A 20,477-nucleotide genomic window follows, 5' to 3' on the forward strand; every position below is an offset into this window, starting at 1 on the left:
CGAAAGGAATCCGACATGACACGTCGCCCCAGAACCCGCATCGTCATCTTGGCCGTGGTCGCCCTGATTCTCGTGATGGCGACTATCCACTTCACCATCAACGGATTCCCAGAGCTCGGCTCGCTCAACCCGCACTCCCGGTGACCGGCCGCCAAAAGCCCGCCATCGGACCATCCCACCCCGAGAGGAGCACCTCATGCCCATCACGACCCCTGCCTCACAGCCGACGCCGATCGCCGTCGGCCGCTGGACCGTCGTTCCGGTCATCGACGCCGTCGGCCCTGCCATGCAGGCCCGCGCGGCCTTCCCGGCCCTGCCGCCCGACGAGCTCACAGCCCTTCTCGACGAGTTCGGCGACGCCCACTCGACCCCGGACCGCAGCCAGCTCGTCTTGGCGTCCCAGGGCTTCGCGATCGTCGGCCCGGGGCGCGTCATCCTCGTCGACACGTGCCTCGGCGGCCCCAAAGTCCCGGGCGGAACCGGCATGCGGGGGTTCAGCTCTCAGTGGCTCCCGTCGCTCGAGCAGGCGGGGATACCGGTGGAAGCCGTCGACACGGTGATCAACACCCACCTGCATCACGACCACGTCGGCTGGAACACGTCCCTCGGCGCGGACGGAACGCTGAGGCCCACGTTCCCCGCCGCCCGCTACCTCGTGCCCCGCGCCGACTGCGAACACTTCGAGGGCTCGCCCGGCACCGCGGCCCAGCGGCACATCGCGGACTGCATCGCGCCCCTCGACCGTGCCGGCGTCCTTGACCAGGTCGCCGGGGAGGTGGCGATCGACGACGGCGTCCGGCTGGTTCCAGCGCCCGGCCACACACCGGGGCACACACTGGTCGAGGTCTCCGGCGACGGCCGCCGGGTTCTGCTCGCGGGGGACCTCATCCATCACCCGCTCCAACTGCGGCGCCCCGACATCTCGGCCGCCATGTGCGTCGACCCGAGCGCTTCTGCCGCGACGCGCCGTGAGGTGCTCGGCCGCTACGCCGATGCGGACACGGTGTTTCTGGCCAGCCACCTGCCCGCAGGCGGCGTTCTGCGCCGCGACGGCGCCGCCTTCCTCCTGGAACCCGCCTGAGCCCGCCCGATGGCGAGACGAGCAGCCAAATCCGGGCGATCGCCCTCGATTTCTGACACACTGACGCTCATGAGCTCCATGTCCGGCCAAGACGGAGTCCACTTCGACGAGTCCCAGATCGACCTTTCCGCGACGGTCACCCGTCTCAATCGCATCCGCGCGGGGGCGCGTGCCCGCCTCGCGAATTCGGAGCTGACCCGCGCCTTTCTCGCGTCGGCGCTTCGCATGATGGAAGAGCAGTTCAGCGGGGGAGCCGAGGCTCGCTCGGACGAGGATGCCATCCCGTTGGCCTTCCTCTCGCGGCCGCGCCTTGTGAAGCGCACGCAGGACGACTACCCCGAGCTCGACGCGACGCAGGCGAAGTTCCGCGACCGGTGGGCCGGCCACCAGGACTTCCTCGGTGACTTCATCTCCTATGCCCTAGCGCTCCGCCACTATCGCGTGTGGGCGTCGAGTGCGGGATGGGCCGAAGAGCTTGTCGCGCCGGACGCCGACTTCGCGGCCGCCGTGCACAAGTTCGCGTTCCACGGCATCAGGCTGCTCGTGGATCTTCCGGCGTACCGGCTCCGGCTCCTCGCCCTGGCGTCCGCCGACCGTGAAACGGCGGGTTCGGTCGTCCGGCAGTCGTACGACTACACGGCGCAGGCCATGCTCGGACTGTTCGAGCAGTGGGTCGAAAGGTTCGATTTCGCGCTCCGGCCGGGGGTGAATCCCGAGCAGTTCGTGATCCTCCTGCTCGCCGTGGCGGAAGGGCTCGGCGAGCGGCTCCTCGCGGGCCTCGATGAGTCGGTCCTCGACACCGAGCTCGAGACCTCGCTCCTGGGCACCGCGACCCTCGCACTGTTCACGGGCCTCGCCGATCCCGGGGACGGCCTCACGATCGAACAGGCCGCCAACGCGCGGGTCCAGGAGTTCGGCGACACCCACAGCTGATCGGCCATAGCGGAGCCTTCCTTGGAACGACCCAGTGAAAAGGAAGGGGTGCCCTTCCGGTGGAGAAGGGCGCACCGCCTGGCCTAATCAAACCAGCGGTCTCCGCCGGGATTGCATTGAGTGCTCACAGTTTCCCACCACCCGACATCGGGTCGCCACTCGTCAAGATTCCATGTTGGCTTGTTCGGATACCGGACGCCAACGAAAACCTGATGGCATATGTACTGATCACGCATTCCATTGAGGTTGGTGTTCAAGCCAGCATTGCGGTATTTGGAGAAAAGTTCATCCCATCCGATGACGCCAATCATGTAGGACATCGTTGAATATGCATTAGCTCGCGCCCACTGGGTTGGCGTTACCTCTAGGCGCCATCCGTCAGTGCTTTGTGCCCAGCTCGCGGAAGCGATTAGATCTACGCCGATGTACGGGTCGGCCACCACGGGGAAATGGATATTCCGGCCGGTGAGGTCGACGATTTGTGTGATCTGGGAACCGCTGAATGTGTATTTGGTCGGAAGATCTCGGCCGAGCGCGTCCCTGGCCCAAGGAGGTGATAATTGACCGATTGGCTCACCAGCGCGGTTATGGACAATAGCGCCGCCATCGGCCGTGGGTGCCAATGCCCGGCCATCTCCGAGGTCGTACATTGAGACGGGAGAAGTTCGGTCCATGATGATGCTGGCCACTCGGGTGCCATGATCAAAGGACTGAACCGCGAACCGGTTCGTCTGCCGTTTCGAACGAACCACCAGCGATCCGTCCGAACTCGAGTCTGCCACTGAAGTCGTGTCCGGCAGCGTCAGTTCAAGAGTCTCGCCGGTTGCTGGACTCACCGCGGCAACAATCTTGGTGTCTCCATCGATCGAAGTGGTCTTGACTGGTTTCTTCTTCTCCGATCGGCCGCCGGGATCAAGCGGATTCTGTTTGGGACTTACTCTTTCAACAGCCTCGATAAGATCGTCTGCGGGCGCCTCCTGAGCGGCTACTGCGGGAGAGGCTAGAATTGCGAGAAGTAGCACGGTCATCGCTGTCAGACATAATGATCTTTTCATTATTCCCCCATGGTGCTGCTGGATTGATGATGATGGTGGCGGTGTGCTAGTCGAAGGGTCTCAGTGATTCTGGGTCGTGCGAGGACTCGCCTCGCCGCATGATCACGATCGCATATGTCGAATTCACTTTGTATGTGAACCCCAGTTCCTCAATTTCTCGGATGGTGCCATCAAGAGACTCCTTTGATGATGCGGTAACAAGCTCGTAGGATTGGTCGCCTCGCTGGCAGGTATACTTCCAGGTGTGGTTGGAGTGCGATTGATATTCGAAGCCGTTGCAGTTTGCTCGGTCCGCCACGATCTTCATCATCGCCTCCGCTTGATCGTTTCCGTGCGGAAAGGATGCCAGATCAGCAGATGACGCGCATGCGCTCAAAACCATTACCGCGAGAAGCCAAAGTGTACGTTTCATTCGCCCCCTGATGTGAAATCGCCGCATTCTCAGAGTATTCCACATACAGCCGCTCAAGGCTAGGAATATTTGAAAATTGGGACAAATGTGCCAATTGGTTTGCACGCCCCCGCCTAATTTCGCGGTGTGCTCGTCGCGGGTGAGAAGGTGCTGCGGTTCGAACGTCGAGTGTCGGCTGCTCGGTGGGCCCGCTATGGGGGCGCTTGGCGACGCCGCGGGAATCATCCGCGCCCCTTCGCGGTTGCACCCTGCCGTGAAAGCCTTCGGTTTCCTCTCGTTCGGCCATTACGGGCCGTTCCACGGTTCGCAGACGCGCACGGCGTCGGACATGATTCTCCAGACCGTCGATCTCGCTGTCGGCGCCGACGAGCTCGGGGTCAACGGCGCCTACGTCCGCGTCCACCACTTCGCCCCGCAGCAGGCGTCGCCGATCCCGTTGCTCACGGCGATGGCAGCCAAGACCCAGCGCATCGAGGTGGGGACCGGGGTCATCGACATGCGCTATGAGAATCCGCTCCAGCTCGCCGAGGAAGCCGCCGCACTCGACATCATCAGCCGCAACAGGATCGCCCTCGGTATCAGCCGGGGATCCCCCGAGCCTGCCGTGCGCGGCTACGAGGCCTTCGGCTACACCGGCTCGGCCGATCCGCGCGGCGCGGACCTCGCGCGCGAGAAGTTCGAGCGCTTCCTCGAGGCGATCGACGGCGAAGGAATGGCCGACGGCGACCCGCGCCAATTCGCGCACGGAACCAGGCTCCCCGTCGAGCCGCAGTCGCCGGGCCTCCGAGAGCGGATCTGGTGGGGGAGCGGAACGCGGGACACGGCCGAGTGGACCGGGCAGCAGGGTCTCAACATGATGAGCTCGACGCTCCTCACCGAGGACGCCGGCGTGCCGTTCCACGTCCTCCAGCACGAGCAGATCGAGCGCTACCGCGCCGCGTACAAGGCGGCGGGCCACACGCGCGCGCCTCGCGTCTCCGTCAGCCGGAGCATCTTCCCGATCACGACGTCGCGCGACGCGATGTACTTCGGCTCACGTCCGGACGGGGATCAGGTGGGGATCATCGACGGCTTCCGCTCGACGTTCGGCAAGACCTATGCGGGGGAGCCGGACGAGCTCATCGAGCAGCTTCGCCAGGATTCGGCCGTCATGGCTGCCGATACCGTCATGCTCACGATCCCGAACCAGCTCGGAGTCGAGTACAACCTGCATCTTCTCGAGTCGTTCGCGCAGCACGTCGCCCCCGCCCTTGGCTGGAAGCCCAGCACGGAGGGCCCGGTTCAGGGCGAGCCGCTCTAGGCAAGGGTGCGCGAGGGTCGGACAGCGAGGGCGGCGAGGGCAAGCATCTCGAGCCCCGTCCACACAAGCGTCCCGGCCCAGACTTCGGGCGGGAAGCTCAGCGCCCCGTCTCGGATCGCCGCGCCCGCGAAGTAGGGTCCCCAGAAGACGACCGGGCAGAGCGCGACGGCGGCCGCGAGCCGAACGGGCCGTTCGGGCGCCGGCCGGAGGGCGAGCCACACAAGACCGACGAGGGCGGCGCCGACGGCCGCGACCGGCACGAGCCACGCGTCCCGCAGGGCAATCATGGCCTGCAGCGCGATCGACGGCACGAGGACCATAGCGGCCGGGACGACGGCGGACAGCCGCCAACGCAGGGCCAGCAGCAGGACAGGGACGAAGAGCACCGCGGTCGAGACGAGGAACGATCCGAGCGCGACGATGATCGAGGACGACGTCGGCCCCGTCACCACGTGCGGCCCGGCAGCGGGCCCCGTATAGGACTGGATGAGGCCGTGGCGGGCGAAGACGGCGAACTCCTGGAGGATGAAGGCGGCCACCATCCCGCACAGCATCGCGCTCACGGCGGCGGGGACGAGCCGCAGCGCGCCGCGCTCAACCGGGTGCCGCCACGCCGCGGCGAACGGCGCCCCGAGAATCAGGAAGCCGCCGGTGGCGAGCCCGAGATGGGACGGGCTGAAGAGCGCCTTGATGTTCTGTTCGATGCCGAATACCGAGTGCCACGCGAAGTCCGCGACCCCCGAGGCCAAGAACAGGACGACGCCGAACGCGGCCGGCGCGTAGCCCACCGGAATGGCACCGCGCCAGGTCTCGCCGGGCCGGTGGCGCCGCCACGCGAGGGACGCGATCCACGCGGCCGATACCGCGAACCCCGAGTAGAGGATCGCGTGCCAGGGTGTGAAGAAGGTCTCGAGATCGGGCAGATTGTTGTGTGCCCAGCCGTCGACATACGTGCCGACGAGGAGCCATACCCCGGTCACGAGGGTGATGCTGTCCTCGATGGCGCTTGTGTTCTGATGCGCGAGGCGCGGAGCGCTCGGAAACGCGGGGGCTGCTGCGGTGTCCACGGAACCACAGTAGGTCCGTCGGGGCTGTTGCGGGGAGCCGTGGGAGCGTACGAATCAGAGCTGCTCGAGCAGTCTCCTCGCGACGTCGTCCGGCGACGGCGTTGCGGCCACCTCCCCGGCGAGCCGGCGCGCCGCAGCGCGGTGCTCGCCGTCGTCGAGCAGCCGGGCCACTGACTCGGCGACCCCGTCGACGTCGAGCCCTGCCGCCCCAGACAGCCCCACTCCAGCGCGCTCGACCGCCTCTGCGTTGAAGAATTGGTCTGCTCCCTGCGGGACGATGAGCTGGGGCACCCCGTGTTCGACGGCGGCGAGCATCGTGCCGGAGCCGCCGTGGTGCACGATCGCGTCGAGCGTCGGGAGGAGTGCTGCCTGCGGGACGAAGCGGTGCAGCCGCACATTGTCCGGAACGTCCCCGAGGGCCGCAGGATCACCGGCGGGACCGCACGCGACGATGACCTCCGCCCCGGTGCTCGCCGCCCCCAGCACGGCCGTGCGCAGCGCGTCGACGGCGCCGAAAGAGACTGTCCCCAGCGTGACGAACACGCGTGGCCGGCCGTCCGCAGGCGGAGCCATGAGTGAGGGGTCGGTCTCCGGCGCGGGCTCGCTCCACGCGGTGGTCCGCACGGGAATACGGGATTCCGGCGTCGACTCGGCGAGCGTCTGGAAGCTGGCTGGGAACGGGTCGATGTATCCCGCCCCGTCGAAGCCCATCGACGTCCCTGCGACCTCCCACGGCTTCCTCTCGTCGCCCTGGTCTGCGGCCAGAGCGACCGCGGGGAGACTCCCGAGGAACGGGGACCACTGCGTAATTCCGAAGGTGATCGCGCGGGCACCAAGCTCGTCCGCAACGAGCTTTGCCGCGGGGAACATCGTCTCGTAGATCACGAGATCGGGGGATTCCGTGGCCCATTGCTCGCGCAGCGTCGGCAGCGCTTGGCGCGCGATGACATTCCCGAAGAACGAGGGCACCCAGCGCTCACGGAAGTTGTCCCTGACCTCTGGGAACGTTGACATGACCTCGGCCGTGATGGCATCGAGCGTGGCTTCCTCGGGGAAGCCCACCCTCGTCGGGAAGTCGAGGCGGCCGTGGAACGGAGTGCCGACGGCGACGTGGACGTCGGCCCCGGCCCGCTGCAGCGCATACGCGAGCGGCATGAGCGGGTACAGGTGGCCATAGGCGGGGGCGGACGCGAGGGCGACTCTGGGAGGGGTCATGGCTCCTGCTCGGGGCGGATGGGCTACTTGAGGAACTTGGACGTCGTGCGGTCGGCGAGGATCTTCCCGCCGGTCTGGCACGTCGGGCAGTACTGGAGTGCGCTGTCGGAGAACGTGACCTCGCGGATGGTGTCCCCGCACACGGGGCACGCCTCGCCCGTCCTGCGGTGCACGCGCATGCTCGCACGCTTCTCGTCCTTGAGATCTTCGGGTGGCCGGCCGATTGCTTCCGCCGTTGCCCCCTCGAGGGTTTCGCGGAGCGCCGCGTAGAGCCGCGACGTCTCCTCGTCGTCGAGCGCCGACGCGACTGCGAACGGCGAGAGCTTCGCGACGTGGAGGATCTCGTCGCTGTACGCGTTCCCGATGCCCGCGATGATCTTCTGGTTCCGCAGGAGGCCCTTGATCTGCTGGCGCTTGTTCAGCAGCGAGCGGAACTTCTCGAGCGTGAACTCGTCCTCGAGCGGCTCGGGCCCCAGCTCGGCGATGGGAGGGACGTCCTCGAGCTTCCGCACGATCCATACCGCGAGCCGCTTCCACGTCCCAGCCTCGGTGAGATCGACGCCCGTGGTCTCCTCGCCCCGGACGAAGCCGAAGCGCGCCGCGGTGTAGCCTTTGCCGCGCGCCGGCGCAGGATCGGGCAGCTTGTCATTCACGCGCACCCAGCCGCCCAGCGCGAGGTGGACGACGACGAGAAGCCGCCCCCCGCCGTCGTCCGCGCTGGTCCCTTCAGGCGAGCCAGGCGAGTGAGCCGGGTCGAGCGAATCTGCCGAGGCGGGCGCGAAGGTCAGGACGACGTACTTGCCGCGCCTCCCGACCGCCTCGACGCGCCGCCCTACAAGCTCGGTGTACGCGGGGTCCGCCGTCTTGAGGGCGTGGATCGAGGTGACGTACACGCGGTCGACGGTCGCTCCCGCGAGGCGGCCGTCGAGGAACGCCGCAAGAGCCGTGACTTCTGGAAGTTCGGGCATGGCTGCCTTTCGTCCGCGCGCGATGAAGGCTCCCGCGATACATCCGGGCGCGTCCCGGGAGAGCCCCGCTCGTCATGACCCATCGTGGCAGAAAAAGTGCCCCGGAGCAGCGCAAACCTTGTGCCTATACTTTCAGCGACATGGCCTCGGGCACCTCCGGCGGCCTCACGACCACGAAAGGCGAGCCCCATGAGCAACGTCCCCGCCGAACTCTCCTACACGGCCGAGCACGAGTGGATCTCCGCCGCGGACGGCGACGGCGTCGTGCGCGTGGGCATCACCGATTTCGCCCAGGACGCACTCGGCGACGTCGTGTACGTCCAGATGCCCGAGGTCGGCACCGAGGTGGCGGCGAGCGCCGTCGTCGGCGAGGTCGAGTCGACCAAGAGCGTGAGCGATATCTACGCGCCCGTGAGCGGCACGGTCGTGGCGCGCAATGAGGCGCTCGACGCCGATCCGGCCCTCGTGAACTCGGACCCCTACGGCGAGGGCTGGCTCATCGACGTCAAGCTCAAGGACCCCTCCGAGGTCGCCGATCTGCTCAGTGCATCGCAGTACGAACAGCAGGTAGGGTAGACGACGGGGAAAGATCAACGAGGAGGAACGATGGGGACCGAGGAGCGTCGCGGGTTCGACGCCGGGGAAGCCACGCAGCGCAACATCTCGGCGTCCGAAACGACGTCGATCCATTTGCCGCCGCTTGTCCCAGAGTCGACGGGTGCCCGCCAGCTCACGGCCGAGGAGGCCGCCGCCATCGCGGCCCTCCCGCGCGGTTCGGCCCTCCTCATCGCCCACTCCGGCCCCAACGCGGGAGCCCGCTTCCTGCTCGACTCCGACACGACGACGGCGGGACGGCATCCGAACGCGGACATCTTCCTCGACGACGTCACCGTCTCGCGCCGCCATGCGGAGTTCCGGCGCACGGGCGAGGGCAGCTTCGAGGTCGTCGACGCGGGGAGCCTCAACGGCACCTATGTGAATCACGACCGCGTCGACAGCGTTGCGCTGCGCACGGGCTCCGAGGTGCAGATCGGCAAGTTCCGGCTCACGTTCTACTTGAGCCCTGCGTCGAGCTCGGCGAGGCACACCGCCTAGGGGGCGCGCATGGCACTCGCCCATTCGGAGCGCAGAGGGACGTCCTCCCTCAACATCGGAGAGGTGCTCGCCGCGCTGGCCGAGGAGTTTCCGAGCATGACCGCCTCCAAGATCCGGTTCCTCGAGGAGAAGGGGCTCATCTCGCCCCAGCGCACCTCCGCGGGCTATCGGCAGTACGGCGACGGCGACGTCGAGCGGCTCCGGTTCGTGCTTGCCCTTCAGCGGGATCAGTATCTTCCGCTCAAGGTCATCAAGGACTATCTCGACGCCATCGATCGCGGTGAGCGCCCCGAGAACGTCCCCGGCGGCCTGACGCTCGCGCCGCGCGCGGTGAACGACGACGTGGCCGCAGAGCTCGGCGGGAACCGCGCGCGCTCGCTATCGGGGGAGCAGCTCCGGGCCGAGTCCGGCGCGAGTGCGACCCTCGTCGAGACGCTCGTGAGCTACGGCCTCATCGTCTCCGAGAACGGCCGCTACGACGAGCACGCGCTGCAGGTCGCCCGCGCGTGCGTCCAGCTCGAGTCCCACGGCATCGAACCGAGGCATCTCGGACCCTTTCGCGCAGCTGCGGAGCGCGAGTTCGGGCTCGTCGAGCGCGCGATCGCCCCGATTGCGTCGCGGCGCGACGAGGCGTCGAGGGCGCGATCGGCTGAGGCTGCGCGCGAGATCAGCGATCTGTGCCTCACCTTGCACAGGGCTCTTGTCCACGGCCGTATTTCCAGGATGGAGGGGTGATGATCGAAGTTGAGGTAGTCGGTGTCCGCATCGAGCTTCCGTCCAACCAGCCCCTCGTGCTCCTCCGCGAGAAGCACGGGGAACGCCACCTTCCGATCTGGATCGGCACGGCGGAGGCGAGCGCGATCGCCCTCGCCCAGCAGCACGTCGTCCCGCCACGGCCGCTCACCCACGACCTTCTCGTGAATGTCGTCCACGGCCTCGGCCGGCAAGTTGTCAGCGCCACGATCGTCGCTGTCCAGGACAGCGTCTTCTATGCGCAGCTCGGCTTCGATGACGGAACGGTCATCGAGTCCCGGGCGTCGGACGCGCTGGCCGTCGCCCTGCGCGTCAACTGCCATATCTGGTGCGCCGACGCGGTCCTCGAGGAAGCGGGCGTGCAGCTCGCCGAGGGCAGCGAGGAGGGCACGGAGGAGGCCGCGCCGAGTTCGGACGAGGAGGAGACGGAGATGCGCAGATTCCGGGAGTTCCTCGCCGACGTCGAGCCCGAGGATTTCGACGAGTAGTCCGACACGGCTGCCGCTTGAGGCCAGGGTCTTTGATTTCGGTTGCCCGCCCCTCTAACGTCGTGGGTGGACGCTCCCATTGCATCCCCGGCTTGCGCGGGCGACACTTGAAGGTGCACTGATGGCTGTAATTACAGTGCTGCGCTTCGGTCGCCTCCCTCTCCTGGGCGGTGCGGTATCCCCCAGGGGAGCGAGAGAAGGAGGGTGACGTGAGTCCCAAGGGCGAGTCGGGAAAGCTGCATCAGATCAGCGGCCCCGGTCTTGATGTCCCGGTCGGCGAGCAGGGCCTTTTGTTCAACGAGGACCTGCCCGTGCTCGACGAGGAGGCAGGCTACCGTGGCCCTACCGCGTGCAAGGCGGCTGGCATCACGTACCGCCAGCTCGACTACTGGGCACGCACGGGCCTCGTCGAACCGACGGTGCGAGGCGCGGCCGGAAGCGGTTCGCAGCGTCTCTACGGATTCCGCGACATCCTCGTGCTCAAGGTCGTCAAGCGGCTTCTTGACACGGGTGTTTCCCTCCAGCAGATTCGCATCGCCGTCGGCCACCTGCGCGAACGCGGCGTCGACGACCTCGCCCAGATCACTCTCATGAGCGACGGCGCCTCGGTCTACGAATGCACGTCGGCAGACGAGGTGATCGACCTCGTCCAGGGTGGGCAGGGCGTGTTCGGGATCGCCGTCGGCCGCGTGTGGCGCGAGGTCGAGGGCAGCCTTGCAGAGCTTCCGAGCGAGCATGCCGAAGACCAGACTTTCCCGGGCGACGAGCTGAGCCGCCGTCGCGCCGCCCGCAAGACGGGCTGAGCGCGAACGACGACGGCGGAGCTCCCCAAGAGCACAAAGGGCACCCCGCGAGGGGTGCCCTTTTCATGCCCCGTGGTTCTCGCGCCGCAGGGGCGCGGCCCGTCAGCGCGAGGTGCGCGGCCGGAACTCGCGGCTCTGCTTGATGACCTCGGCGAGGAGTTCGTCGTAGAGGGCAGCGGTGTTGCGGGCTGCTTCCCCAGGCCAGTGGTGCACGGAGTGCGCGGCGCCCTGGATCTGCTGCCAGTTGGCGAGCTCCGGAATCGTCGGCGTGAGCATGAGCGGACCGAACATCTGCTTCATCTCCTCGAGCCGGTACGTGTGCTCGGTCGATGACGGCCGAACCCTGTTCGCGATGATTCCGGCGGGGGCGAGCTTGGGGGCGAACTCCTGGCGGAACACCTGGATCGCGCGCATGGTGCGCTCGGTTCCGGCGACGGAGAACAGGCCGGGCTCGGCGACCAGCAGCACGCGGTTGCTCGCATTCCACGCCATCCGGGTGAGCCCGTTGAGCGACGGCGGGCAGTCGATGAGCACGAGGTCGTACCCGTCGATGCCGTCCAGGACGGCGGAGAGCCTCTTGAGGTCGCGGCGGCCCAGGTCGGGACGGTCGTAGACGCTGCTGAGCGAACCGCCGAACGCGACGTCGAGCACGCGGTTCTTCTTCCCATCGAGCGTTGCCGCCCGGTTCACCCAGGTGCTGCTCACGACGTTGTCGGCGAGCCGGGCCCGACGGGGGGCCTTGAGCAGCCGGGCGACCTCAAGCTTGCCGTCGGCGGCCACGCCGAGGGCGGTCGAAGCGTCAGCATGCGGATCGAGGTCGACGACGAGGGTCGGGATCCCGGCGGCGAGGGCTGCCGACGCCAGGCCCGTGGTCACAGACGTCTTCCCGACCCCGCCCTTGAGGCTGCTGATGCTGACTACTTGCACTGGAGAATCCACTACCTATCCGCTGGCCGACTCCCCACCATCTTAGTGGCCATCGGGCCCAGCTTCGGCCGAACGCGGGGGCGTGCCGAAGGCCGGACGTTACACTATCGGTCGTACGTGATTCCGACCACAGCGGGTTGAGTTGCTAGTTTTCTCGCATAGAGACTAGGCACCACCTAGCCAGACCCCTCAGTGCCCCTATCAGGAGTCGAAGTGTTCTCGAAAATTCTGGTAGCCAACCGCGGTGAGATCGCCATCCGGGCTTTCCGCGCAGGCTACGAACTCGGTGCCAAGACAGTCGCCGTCTTCCCGTACGAAGACCGCAATTCCATCCACCGCCAGAAGGCGGACGAGGCCTATCTCATCGGCGAGGAAGGCCACCCGGTCCGCGCATACCTCGATATCGACGAGATCGTCCGCGTTGCCAAGGAAGCCGGCGCGGACGCGATCTACCCCGGATACGGATTCCTCTCCGAGAACCAGGGACTCGCCCGCGCGGCCGCAGCAGCGGGCATCACGTTTGTGGGCCCGCCGGCCGAAGTCCTCGAGCTCGCGGGCCACAAGGTCCACGCCCTCGAGGCCGCGCGCAAGGCGGGCATCCCGGTCCTCAAGTCGAGCGCACCGAGCTCGGATGCTGAGACGCTCCTCGCGGCGGCCGACGCGATCGGCTTCCCGATCTTCGTCAAGGCCGTCGCGGGCGGCGGCGGGCGCGGCATGCGCCGCGTCGATACGCGCGAGGCCCTCCCGGAGGCCCTCAACGCGGCGATGCGCGAGGCTGACGCCGCGTTCGGCGATCCGACCGTGTTCCTCGAGCAGGCGGTCCTCCGCCCGCGCCACATCGAGGTCCAGGTCCTCGCCGATGCCGAGGGCAACGTCGTGCACCTCTTCGAGCGCGACTGTTCGCTCCAGCGCCGCCATCAGAAGGTCATCGAGATCGCGCCCGCGCCGCAGCTCGACGAGTCGATCCGCCAGGCGCTGTACGCGGACGCCGTGAAGTTCGCGAAGGCGCTCGGCTACGTCAACGCGGGCACGGTCGAGTTCCTCGTCGACACGGTGGGCGAGCGGGCCGGCCAGCACGTGTTCATCGAGATGAACCCGCGCATCCAGGTCGAACACACGGTGACCGAGGAGGTCACCGACGTGGACCTCGTCCAGGCCCAGCTGCGCATCGCGTCGGGGGAGACGCTCGCCGACCTCGGCCTCACCCAGGATTCGATTCAGCTCAAGGGTGCGGCCCTCCAATGCCGCATCACGACGGAGGACCCGGCCAACGGCTTCCGTCCCGACGTCGGGAAGATCACGGGCTACCGCTCGGCCGGCGGCGCGGGCGTCCGCCTCGACGGCGGCACCGTGTACCAGGGTGCCGAGATCAGCCCGCACTTCGACTCGATGCTCGTCAAGCTCACGTGCCGCGGCCGCGACTACGCAACCGCCGTCAAGCGCGCCCGCCGCGCCCTCGCCGAGTTCCGCATCCGCGGCGTCTCCACGAACATCCCGTTCCTTCAGGCCGTGCTCGATGACCCGGCGTTCGTCGCGGGCAACGTTGCGACGTCGTTCATCGACGAGCGCCCCGAACTGCTCCGCGCGCGCAGCTCCGCGGACCGCGGCACGAAGCTCCTCACGTGGCTCGCGGACGTCACGGTCAACAAGCCCAACGGGGAGCTGACGGTCCACGCCGACCCGCGCGCCAAGCTTCCCGCCGTCGATCCCTCGCTCGCGCCCGCGGGGTCGCGTCAGCGGCTCCTCGAGCTCGGCCCCGAGGGCTTCGCGAAGGCGTTGCGCGAGCAGAACGCCGTCGCCGTGACCGATACGACGTTCCGCGACGCGCACCAGTCGCTCCTTGCGACGCGCGTCCGCACCCGCGACCTCGTCGCGGCCGGACCTGCCGTCTCGGTCCTGACTCCCCAGCTCCTTTCGGTCGAGGCGTGGGGCGGCGCGACGTACGACGTCGCCCTCCGCTTCCTCGGCGAGGACCCGTGGCAGCGCCTCGCGGCGCTCCGCAAGGCGATCCCGAACGTGTGCCTCCAGATGCTGCTCCGCGGCCGGAACACGGTTGGCTACACGCCGTATCCCGAGGAGGTCACGGACGCCTTCGTCAAGGAGGCTGCCGAGACCGGCATTGACATCTTCCGGATCTTCGACGCCCTCAACGACGTCAACCAGATGGCCCCGGCCATCCGCGCGGTCCGGGCGACGGGCACGGCCGTGGCCGAGGTCGCCCTGTGCTACACGGGCGATCTCCTCAACCCGAACGAGTCCCTGTACACGCTCGACTACTACCTCGATCTCGCGCAGAAGATCGTCGACGCGGGCGCCCACATCCTCGCGATCAAGGACATGGCCGGCCTTCTGCGCCCGGCCGCCGCGGCGAAGCTTGTCGCCGCCCTGCGCGAGCGCTTTGACCTCCCGGTCCACCTGCACACGCACGACACCGCGGGCGGCCAGCTCGCGACGCTCCTCGCGGCCGTCGACGCGGGCGTCGACGCCGTCGACGTCGCGTCCGCGTCGCTCGCCGGCACCACGAGCCAGCCGCCCGCGTCGGCGCTCGTCGCCGCGCTCGCGCACACTCCGCGGGACACGGGGATCTCCCTCGAGGGCGTGAGCGCGCTTGAGCCGTACTGGGAGGCCGTGCGCCGCGTCTACGCGCCGTTCGAGTCGGGACTTCCGGGGCCGACGGGCCGCGTCTACCGCCACGAGATCCCGGGCGGCCAGCTCTCGAACCTGCGTCAGCAGGCCATCGCGTTGGGCTTGGGGGAGCGCTTCGAGGCCATCGAGGACATGTACACGGCGGCGGACCGGATCTTGGGCCGCCTCGTCAAGGTGACGCCGTCGTCGAAGGTCGTGGGAGACCTCGCGCTGCACCTCGTGGGACTCAACGCTGATCCGAAGGACTTCCAAGAGAATCCGCAGAAGTACGACATCCCGGACTCGGTTGTCGGCTTCCTCGGCGGCGAACTCGGGGACCCGCCCGGGGGCTGGCCCGAGCCCTTCCGCACGAAGGCGCTCCAAGGCCGTACGGTGAAGGTTCGCGAGGAGACTCTGAGCCCGGAGGACTCGGAGGCCCTGAGCGGCGATTCCGCAACGCGGCGCGCGACGCTCAATCGGCTCCTCTTCCCCGGCCCGACGAAGGACTATCTCGCGAGCCGCGAGGCCTACGGCAACCTCGCCGTCCTCGACACGCGCGACTACCTCTACGGCCTCCAGCGCGGGAAGGAGCACGTCATCGAGCTCGAGAAGGGCGTTCGCCTCATCGCCCAGCTCGAAGCCGTGTCTGAGCCGGACGAGAAGGGCATGCGCACCGTGCTCGCGCTCCTCAACGGCCAGTCCCGCCCGGTCTCGGTGCGCGACCGCTCGGTCGAGAGCAACGTCAAGCAGGCCGAGAAGGCGGATCCGGCCAACCCGGGGCACGTCGCGGCCCCGTTTGCCGGCGCGGTGACCGTGACGGCGCGGGAAGGCGACGTCGTCAAGGCCGGAGACACGATTGCCACGATCGAGGCCATGAAGATGGAGGCGTCCATCACGACGCCGGCCGGCGGAACCGTCTCGCGGATCGTCATGAGCGGTGTCCAACAGGTCCAGGGCGGAGACCTCCTGCTCGTCGTGACACCCGCCTGACGGCCGCGTCAGAGGACCGCTCACCGGGGAACAGCTACACTGGCAGCGATCGCAGGCCGGGGCGGCGGAGCATACGCGCCGCCGCCCCGGCCGCGTTTGACCCATCACGTCCGCGTGAGTGACGAGCCTGAGCGGGAGCTATGACCGAGGAGAACACCCACCAGCACGATGCCGCATCCGGGGCCCCGGCCGAGGCTGACGAGCGCGACGTGCTTGCCGAGACCGAAGGGCGCGAGGCACCCGCCGAGGCAGGCGACCCCGCCGAAGCTCAGGCCGAGACCGGTGGAGACGAGGCAGGCGCGGATCGCGACGGCGAGCCGCAGGCTTCCGGGTCCGGGGCGTCCGTCGAGACGGCGGCTGCCGAGGTGGAAGGCAAGGTAGGCGAGGCCGCAGACGACGGCGGCTCCGAGACTGACGAGCCCGGCGCGCCGGTCGAGGTGGTCACCGTGAGCGACGCTCAGGACCGCTCGTCCGCCGGATCGTTGGCCGCGCTCACGATGCCTCAGTCCGTCGTCGGGAACCTCGTGCCCCCTGAGCCGGGCCGCCCGCCCGCGGGCTACGTCCTCCGCGCGCCGCTCACGGCGGGCGAGGTGCCTTCGGAAGATCACGCGACAGTCGGGGATCAGGCGGTGGGTCAGGCCGTCGGGGAGTCGCCGGCCGAGCCGGCTGGGGCCGCAGAGGCGACGGAACACCGGGGGGAGGCGGTGAGCGAACGGCGCGTTCGCCCTGCCGGCCCGGAGCCGGCGTCGTCCCTCACCTCGGATCGCCTGATCGAAAAGGCCGCGGTTCCGCCCATCGGAGGATGGCGGCTGTGGCTCTACAAGCTCACGTTCGGCTACGTCAACCTCGGCGACTCGGATGCTGTGCGGATCCAGCGGGCCCTCGAGCACCGCATCGCGACGAGGCTCGGCGACCGCACCCGCTTCGTGCCCGTCCTCTCGCGCAAGGGCGGAGTCGGCAAGACGACCGTCACGACGCTCCTCGGCATGGCGCTTGCCGGGCTCCGCGAGGATCGCGTGATCGCCCTCGACGCGAACCCCGATCGCGGGACGCTCTCGGATCGGAACCCGGGCCGTGCGAATTTCACCGCCCGGAACCTCGTCAAGGAGCGCTTCAACGTCGATTCCTTCGCCCAGCTTTCGGCGTATACAGCCCGTGAGGGTTCCCGCCTCGACGTCCTCGCCTCCGACGCGGACCCCATGGTGGCCGATGCGTTCGACGACGGCGACTACCGCGCCGTGACGGAGGTCTTGGGCCGCTATTACTCGATTGTGCTCACGGACTCGGGGACCGGCATGGTCCACTCCGTCATGAGGGGCACGCTGGACCAGGCCGACGCCGTCGTCCTCGTCTCCGGCGGGAGCGTCGACGAGGCGCGCCTTGCGTCCGAGACGCTCTCATGGCTCGAGGCACACGGGCGGGACGACCTCGTGAAGAAGGCGATCGTCGTGATCAACATGGCCGCGGGGGACGGGACGCGCGTGGACATCGACGAGATCGAGGAGCACTTCCGCACTCGCGTCGCCCACGTGATCCGCATCCCGCATGACCGGCATCTTGCCGAGGGCTCCCAGATCGAGTTCCGCAAGCTGCGTCACGAGACGCGCAGGGCGGCCAACGAGCTCGCCGCCCTCGTGGTGGACGAGCTCGTCAGCTGAGCCCGTCTCAGACGACCGAGGGCTTGGGTGCCGCGTAGATCTCCTCGACGACGTCGCCGAAATCGGCCATGACCTTCGCGCGCTTGACTTTGAGGGACGGCGTGAGGTGCCCCGACTCCTCGGTGAAGTCTGAGGGTACCACGCGGAACGCCTTGATGGCCTCAGCCTTGGACACCGAGCCGTTCGCGCGGTCGATCACGGATTGCACGTGGTCGAGGACGAGGCTGTGGGCCGCGGCCTCAGCGAGGCCCAGGGCGGGCTGGCCGTGCCGTTCGAGCCAGCCCGGAAGCGCCTCCTCGTCGAGCGTCACGAGCGCGGCGATGAACGGCCGCCCTTCCCCGACGACGACGACCTGGGAGACCAGCGCGTCCGCGCGGATCTGATCCTCGAGCTGGGCCGGGGCGACGTTCTTGCCGCCTGCCGTGACGATGATCTCCTTCTTGCGGCCCGTGATGCTGATGAAGCCGTCCGGGTCGAGCTCGCCGATGTCGCCGGTATGGAACCAGCCGTCCGTGAAGGTCTCGGCCTGGAGTTCGGGGAGATTGTAGTAGCCGCGCATGACGCACACGCCCTTGGCGAGGATCTCGCCGTCGTCCGCAATGCGCACGGCATTGCCCGGAAGCGGGGCTCCGACCGTGCCGATCTTGATGAGTGACGGCGTGTTGACGCTGATCGGCGCCGTCGTCTCGGTGAGCCCATAGCCCTCGAGGACGAGGAGGCCGATCCCGTGGAAGAAGTGGCCCAGCCGCTTGCCGAGCGGGCCACCGCCTGACACGGCAAAGCGGATGTGCCCGCCCATGGCCGCGCGGAGCTTGCGGTAGACGAGGGCGTCGAACAGGGCATGCCGAAGCCGCAGCGCCGCGCCGGGCCGCCCGCCGTCGTCGTGCGCGGCGGACCATGCGATGGCGGTCGCCGCGGCCGCGGCGAAGATCTTGCCCTTGCCTTCGTTCTCCGCCTTCGTCGAGGCCGAGTTGTAGACCTTCTCGAAGACGCGGGGGACCGCGAGGATGAACGTCGGCTGGAAGCTCTGGAGGTCCGGGAGCAGGTTCTTGATGTCCGGGGTGTGGCCCACCTGGACGCCGGCTGCGACCGCGAGCACCGAGATGAACCGGGCGAACACGTGCGCGAGGGGGAGGAACATGATCGTCTTGGCGCCGGGATGCACGACCTCGCCGAGAGCGGCCGTCGCATTCTCGGACAGCTCGACGAAGTTGGCATGGGTGAGCTCGCAGCCCTTGGGGCGGCCGAGGGTGCCCGACGTGTAGATGATGGTGGCAAGGGAATCCAGGGTGGCGGCCGATCGGCGCGATTCGAGCGCCTCGTCGCTCACCGCCGAGCCTGCGGCGCGCAGGACGTCGAGCCCCGCCGAGGTCATCTGCCACACGTTCTTGATGCCGAGCCCCTCGGAATCCACGGCGACGCGGATCGCGTCCTCGTGGCCCGCGGTCTCGCCGAACGCGGCGATCGCGCCCGAGTTGCCGAGGTTCCATGCGATCTGCGAAGGCGAGGACGTCTCGTAGATCGGAACGGAGACGCCGCCCGCGAACCAGATGGCGAAGTCCACGAGAGCCCACTCGTAGCACGTGCGTGCCATAATCCCGACCCGGTCTCCCGCGCGAATGCCGCTCGCGATGAGGCCCTTCGCGATCCGTTCGACGTCGGCCCGGAACTCCTTGGCCCGCACATCCTGCCACGCGCCCGAGGAATCGCGGCGCGCGAAGAGGGCGGGGTTGGAGGGCTTCTCGGCCTGCTCGATGACGAAGTCGGTGATGTTCTGTGCGACGGCGTGGGGAACGAGGGGCGGGACGATCTTCTCGCGCACAATGACTCCTTTGCTGTGCCCTCGTCGGCGGTGCCCTCGAGGGTGCGGTGCGTACCTCAACCATAGCCAAGCTCGCCGCATTGTGGCCTGCGCCACGTTGCGAAAGCTACTGGCGAGTAACTTTACGCGAGTGCCGCCATCCGTGCCACAGCCGCTGCCTACACTGGGTCGGTGCCCACACCTCGACACCACTTCCCGCCCCGCCGCCCCGCGGGACCCCGCCTCCGTCGTCGCGGGCTCGCGATCGGGATCGACATCGGCGGCACGAAGGTGGCAGCCGGTGTCGTCGACGCCGAGGGGCAGATTCTCCGCGAGGCCCGTCGGGCCACGCCCGGCTCCCAGCCTCGCGAGGTCGAGCGGGTCATCGTCGAGCTCGTCGACGAGCTGAGCTCCGACCACCGGATCTCCTCCGTCGGGATCGGGGCCGCGGGCTGGATGGACCTCGAGGGGGGAACCGTGCTCTTCAGCCCGCACCTTGCGTGGCGCAACGAGCCGCTCCGCGACAACCTCGAGCGGCTCCTGCGTCGTCGCGTTCTCCTCACGAACGACGCCGACGCGGCAGCCTGGGCCGAATGGCGCTTCGGTGCCGGTCGGGGCGAGCCTCGCCTCGTGTGCATCACGCTCGGCACGGGCATCGGCGGCGCCATGGTCCTGGGCGGCCGCCTCGAACGCGGCCGCTACGGGGTAGCGGGCGAATTCGGGCACCAGATCATCATGCCCGGAGGCCACCGGTGCGAATGCGGCAATCGCGGGTGCTGGGAGCAATACGCATCGGGGAACGCGCTCGGCCGCGAGGCCCGCGAGCTCGCGCGGGCGAATTCCCCCGTCGCGCAAGAGCTCATCAAGGCGGTCGACGGCGACGTCGACGCCATCACGGGCGCGGTGGTCACCGAACTCGCCCGAGCGGGAGACGGGACGTCGCGCGACCTGCTCGAGGACGTCGGGGAGTGGCTTGGCCTCGGCCTCGCGAACCTCGCGGCCGCCCTCGACCCCGGCACCTTCGTCGTGGGCGGAGGTCTCTGCGACGCGGGCGAGCTCCTGCTCGACCCCGCGCGGCGCGCGTTCGCCCGCAACCTTACGGGCCGCGGATTCCGCCCCGCGGCGCGCATCGAGCGGGCGGCACTCGGGCCGCTCGCAGGGCTCATCGGGGCGGCGGACCTGTCGCGTGTGAACAGGGTGGCCGGGTGGGCTCGCTAGGGCGCGGCTGGGTCCCTAGGTCGCTGGGTCCGCGAGCCGACGGCGCCGCGCCACAGGGCTGCGCTTCGCCGCGTCCAAGGGGAGCGTC

At 68.5% G+C, this 20,477-nt stretch carries 18 protein-coding genes; 12 read left to right on the forward strand and 6 right to left on the reverse strand.

Going from position 1 to position 20,477, the window contains the following annotated elements; genetic code table 11:
• Positions 1-15: 15 nt before the first annotated feature.
• The 3 genes from RBS12_RS00395 to RBS12_RS00405 all read left to right on the forward strand — a co-directional run bounded on the left by RBS12_RS00395 (position 16) and on the right by RBS12_RS00405 (position 2,014).
• Positions 16-144: a hypothetical protein gene (locus RBS12_RS00395; protein WP_307964072.1), complete on the forward strand. Its 129-nt coding sequence runs from the start codon at positions 16-18 to the stop codon at positions 142-144.
• Between the two features lie 52 nt (positions 145-196).
• Positions 197-1,081, forward strand: a complete 885-nt coding sequence (locus RBS12_RS00400) for an MBL fold metallo-hydrolase (protein WP_307964073.1) — start codon at positions 197-199, stop codon at positions 1,079-1,081.
• A 69-nt stretch (positions 1,082-1,150) separates the two neighbouring features.
• Positions 1,151-2,014: a hypothetical protein gene (locus RBS12_RS00405; RefSeq protein ID WP_307964074.1), complete on the forward strand. Its 864-nt coding sequence runs from the start codon at positions 1,151-1,153 to the stop codon at positions 2,012-2,014.
• Between the two features lie 83 nt (positions 2,015-2,097).
• Here RBS12_RS00405 and RBS12_RS00410 read toward each other — a convergent pair whose 3' ends face one another.
• Positions 2,098-3,042, reverse strand: coding sequence for a DUF2599 domain-containing protein (locus RBS12_RS00410; RefSeq protein WP_307964075.1), 945 nt, complete (start codon positions 3,040-3,042; stop codon positions 2,098-2,100).
• Positions 3,043-3,734: 692 nt separating this feature from the next.
• On the opposite strand from RBS12_RS00410, the gene RBS12_RS00415 reads away from it, so the two are divergent.
• Positions 3,735-4,781 (forward strand): LLM class flavin-dependent oxidoreductase, encoded by a 1,047-nt coding sequence (locus RBS12_RS00415; RefSeq protein WP_307964076.1) that lies wholly within the window; start codon positions 3,735-3,737, stop codon positions 4,779-4,781.
• On the opposite strand, the gene RBS12_RS00420 is transcribed toward RBS12_RS00415, so the two are convergent.
• The 3 genes from RBS12_RS00420 to RBS12_RS00430 are packed head-to-tail and all read right to left on the reverse strand — an operon-like array spanning position 4,778 to position 8,031.
• Entirely contained in the window at positions 4,778-5,848 is a 1,071-nt protein-coding gene (locus tag RBS12_RS00420) for a hypothetical protein (protein ID WP_307964077.1), read from the reverse strand. The genes RBS12_RS00415 and RBS12_RS00420 overlap by 4 nt on opposite strands.
• A gap of 54 nt (positions 5,849-5,902) precedes the next feature.
• Positions 5,903-7,063: a glycosyltransferase gene (locus RBS12_RS00425; protein ID WP_307964078.1), complete on the reverse strand. Its 1,161-nt coding sequence runs from the start codon at positions 7,061-7,063 to the stop codon at positions 5,903-5,905.
• A 23-nt stretch (positions 7,064-7,086) separates the two neighbouring features.
• Positions 7,087-8,031: a DNA-formamidopyrimidine glycosylase family protein gene (locus RBS12_RS00430; RefSeq protein ID WP_307964080.1), complete on the reverse strand. Its 945-nt coding sequence runs from the start codon at positions 8,029-8,031 to the stop codon at positions 7,087-7,089.
• Positions 8,032-8,220: 189 nt separating this feature from the next.
• Here RBS12_RS00430 and gcvH point away from each other — a divergent pair, with 189 nt between their 5' ends.
• The 5 genes from gcvH to RBS12_RS00455 all read left to right on the forward strand — a co-directional run bounded on the left by gcvH (position 8,221) and on the right by RBS12_RS00455 (position 11,170).
• Positions 8,221-8,607 carry a glycine cleavage system protein GcvH gene (gene gcvH / locus RBS12_RS00435; RefSeq protein ID WP_307964081.1) on the forward strand — a complete coding sequence of 129 codons (387 nt, stop codon included), beginning with the start codon at positions 8,221-8,223 and terminating at the stop codon, positions 8,605-8,607.
• Between the two features lie 30 nt (positions 8,608-8,637).
• Positions 8,638-9,126, forward strand: coding sequence for an FHA domain-containing protein (locus RBS12_RS00440; protein WP_307964082.1), 489 nt, complete (start codon positions 8,638-8,640; stop codon positions 9,124-9,126).
• Positions 9,127-9,135: 9 nt separating this feature from the next.
• A complete protein-coding gene (locus tag RBS12_RS00445) occupies positions 9,136-9,861 on the forward strand; it encodes a MerR family transcriptional regulator (RefSeq protein WP_307964083.1) in 726 nt (241 codons plus the stop codon).
• The gene (locus tag RBS12_RS00450) at positions 9,861-10,367 is read left to right on the forward strand and encodes a bifunctional nuclease family protein (RefSeq protein ID WP_307964084.1); all 507 of its coding nucleotides are present in this window, start codon (positions 9,861-9,863) and stop codon (positions 10,365-10,367) included. Before RBS12_RS00445 ends, RBS12_RS00450 begins: the two co-directional genes overlap by 1 nt.
• Before the next feature lie 209 nt (positions 10,368-10,576).
• The gene (locus RBS12_RS00455; protein WP_307964085.1) at positions 10,577-11,170 is read left to right on the forward strand and encodes a MerR family transcriptional regulator; all 594 of its coding nucleotides are present in this window, start codon (positions 10,577-10,579) and stop codon (positions 11,168-11,170) included.
• Between the two features lie 102 nt (positions 11,171-11,272).
• On the opposite strand, the gene RBS12_RS00460 is transcribed toward RBS12_RS00455, so the two are convergent.
• On the reverse strand, positions 11,273-12,097 hold the full coding sequence (locus RBS12_RS00460; protein WP_307964086.1) for a ParA family protein: 825 nt from the start codon (positions 12,095-12,097) through the stop codon (positions 11,273-11,275).
• Between the two features lie 213 nt (positions 12,098-12,310).
• Here RBS12_RS00460 and RBS12_RS00465 point away from each other — a divergent pair, with 213 nt between their 5' ends.
• Complete coding sequence (locus tag RBS12_RS00465) at positions 12,311-15,712, forward strand: pyruvate carboxylase (protein WP_307964087.1); 3,402 nt, start codon at positions 12,311-12,313, stop codon at positions 15,710-15,712.
• 140 nt (positions 15,713-15,852) lie between these two features.
• Positions 15,853-17,370 (forward strand): hypothetical protein, encoded by a 1,518-nt coding sequence (locus RBS12_RS00470; protein ID WP_307964088.1) that lies wholly within the window; start codon positions 15,853-15,855, stop codon positions 17,368-17,370.
• A gap of 7 nt (positions 17,371-17,377) precedes the next feature.
• Here the strand turns inward: RBS12_RS00470 and RBS12_RS00475 are convergent, their stop codons facing one another.
• Positions 17,378-19,192 carry an AMP-dependent synthetase/ligase gene (locus RBS12_RS00475; protein WP_307964089.1) on the reverse strand — a complete coding sequence of 605 codons (1,815 nt, stop codon included), beginning with the start codon at positions 19,190-19,192 and terminating at the stop codon, positions 17,378-17,380.
• Positions 19,193-19,363: 171 nt separating this feature from the next.
• Here RBS12_RS00475 and RBS12_RS00480 point away from each other — a divergent pair, with 171 nt between their 5' ends.
• Positions 19,364-20,389 carry an ROK family glucokinase gene (locus tag RBS12_RS00480; RefSeq protein WP_307964090.1) on the forward strand — a complete coding sequence of 342 codons (1,026 nt, stop codon included), beginning with the start codon at positions 19,364-19,366 and terminating at the stop codon, positions 20,387-20,389.
• Positions 20,390-20,477: the final 88 nt, after the last annotated feature.

The organism is Sinomonas sp. ASV322 (genome assembly GCF_030908245.1).
GTDB lineage: Bacteria > Actinomycetota > Actinomycetes > Actinomycetales > Micrococcaceae > Sinomonas.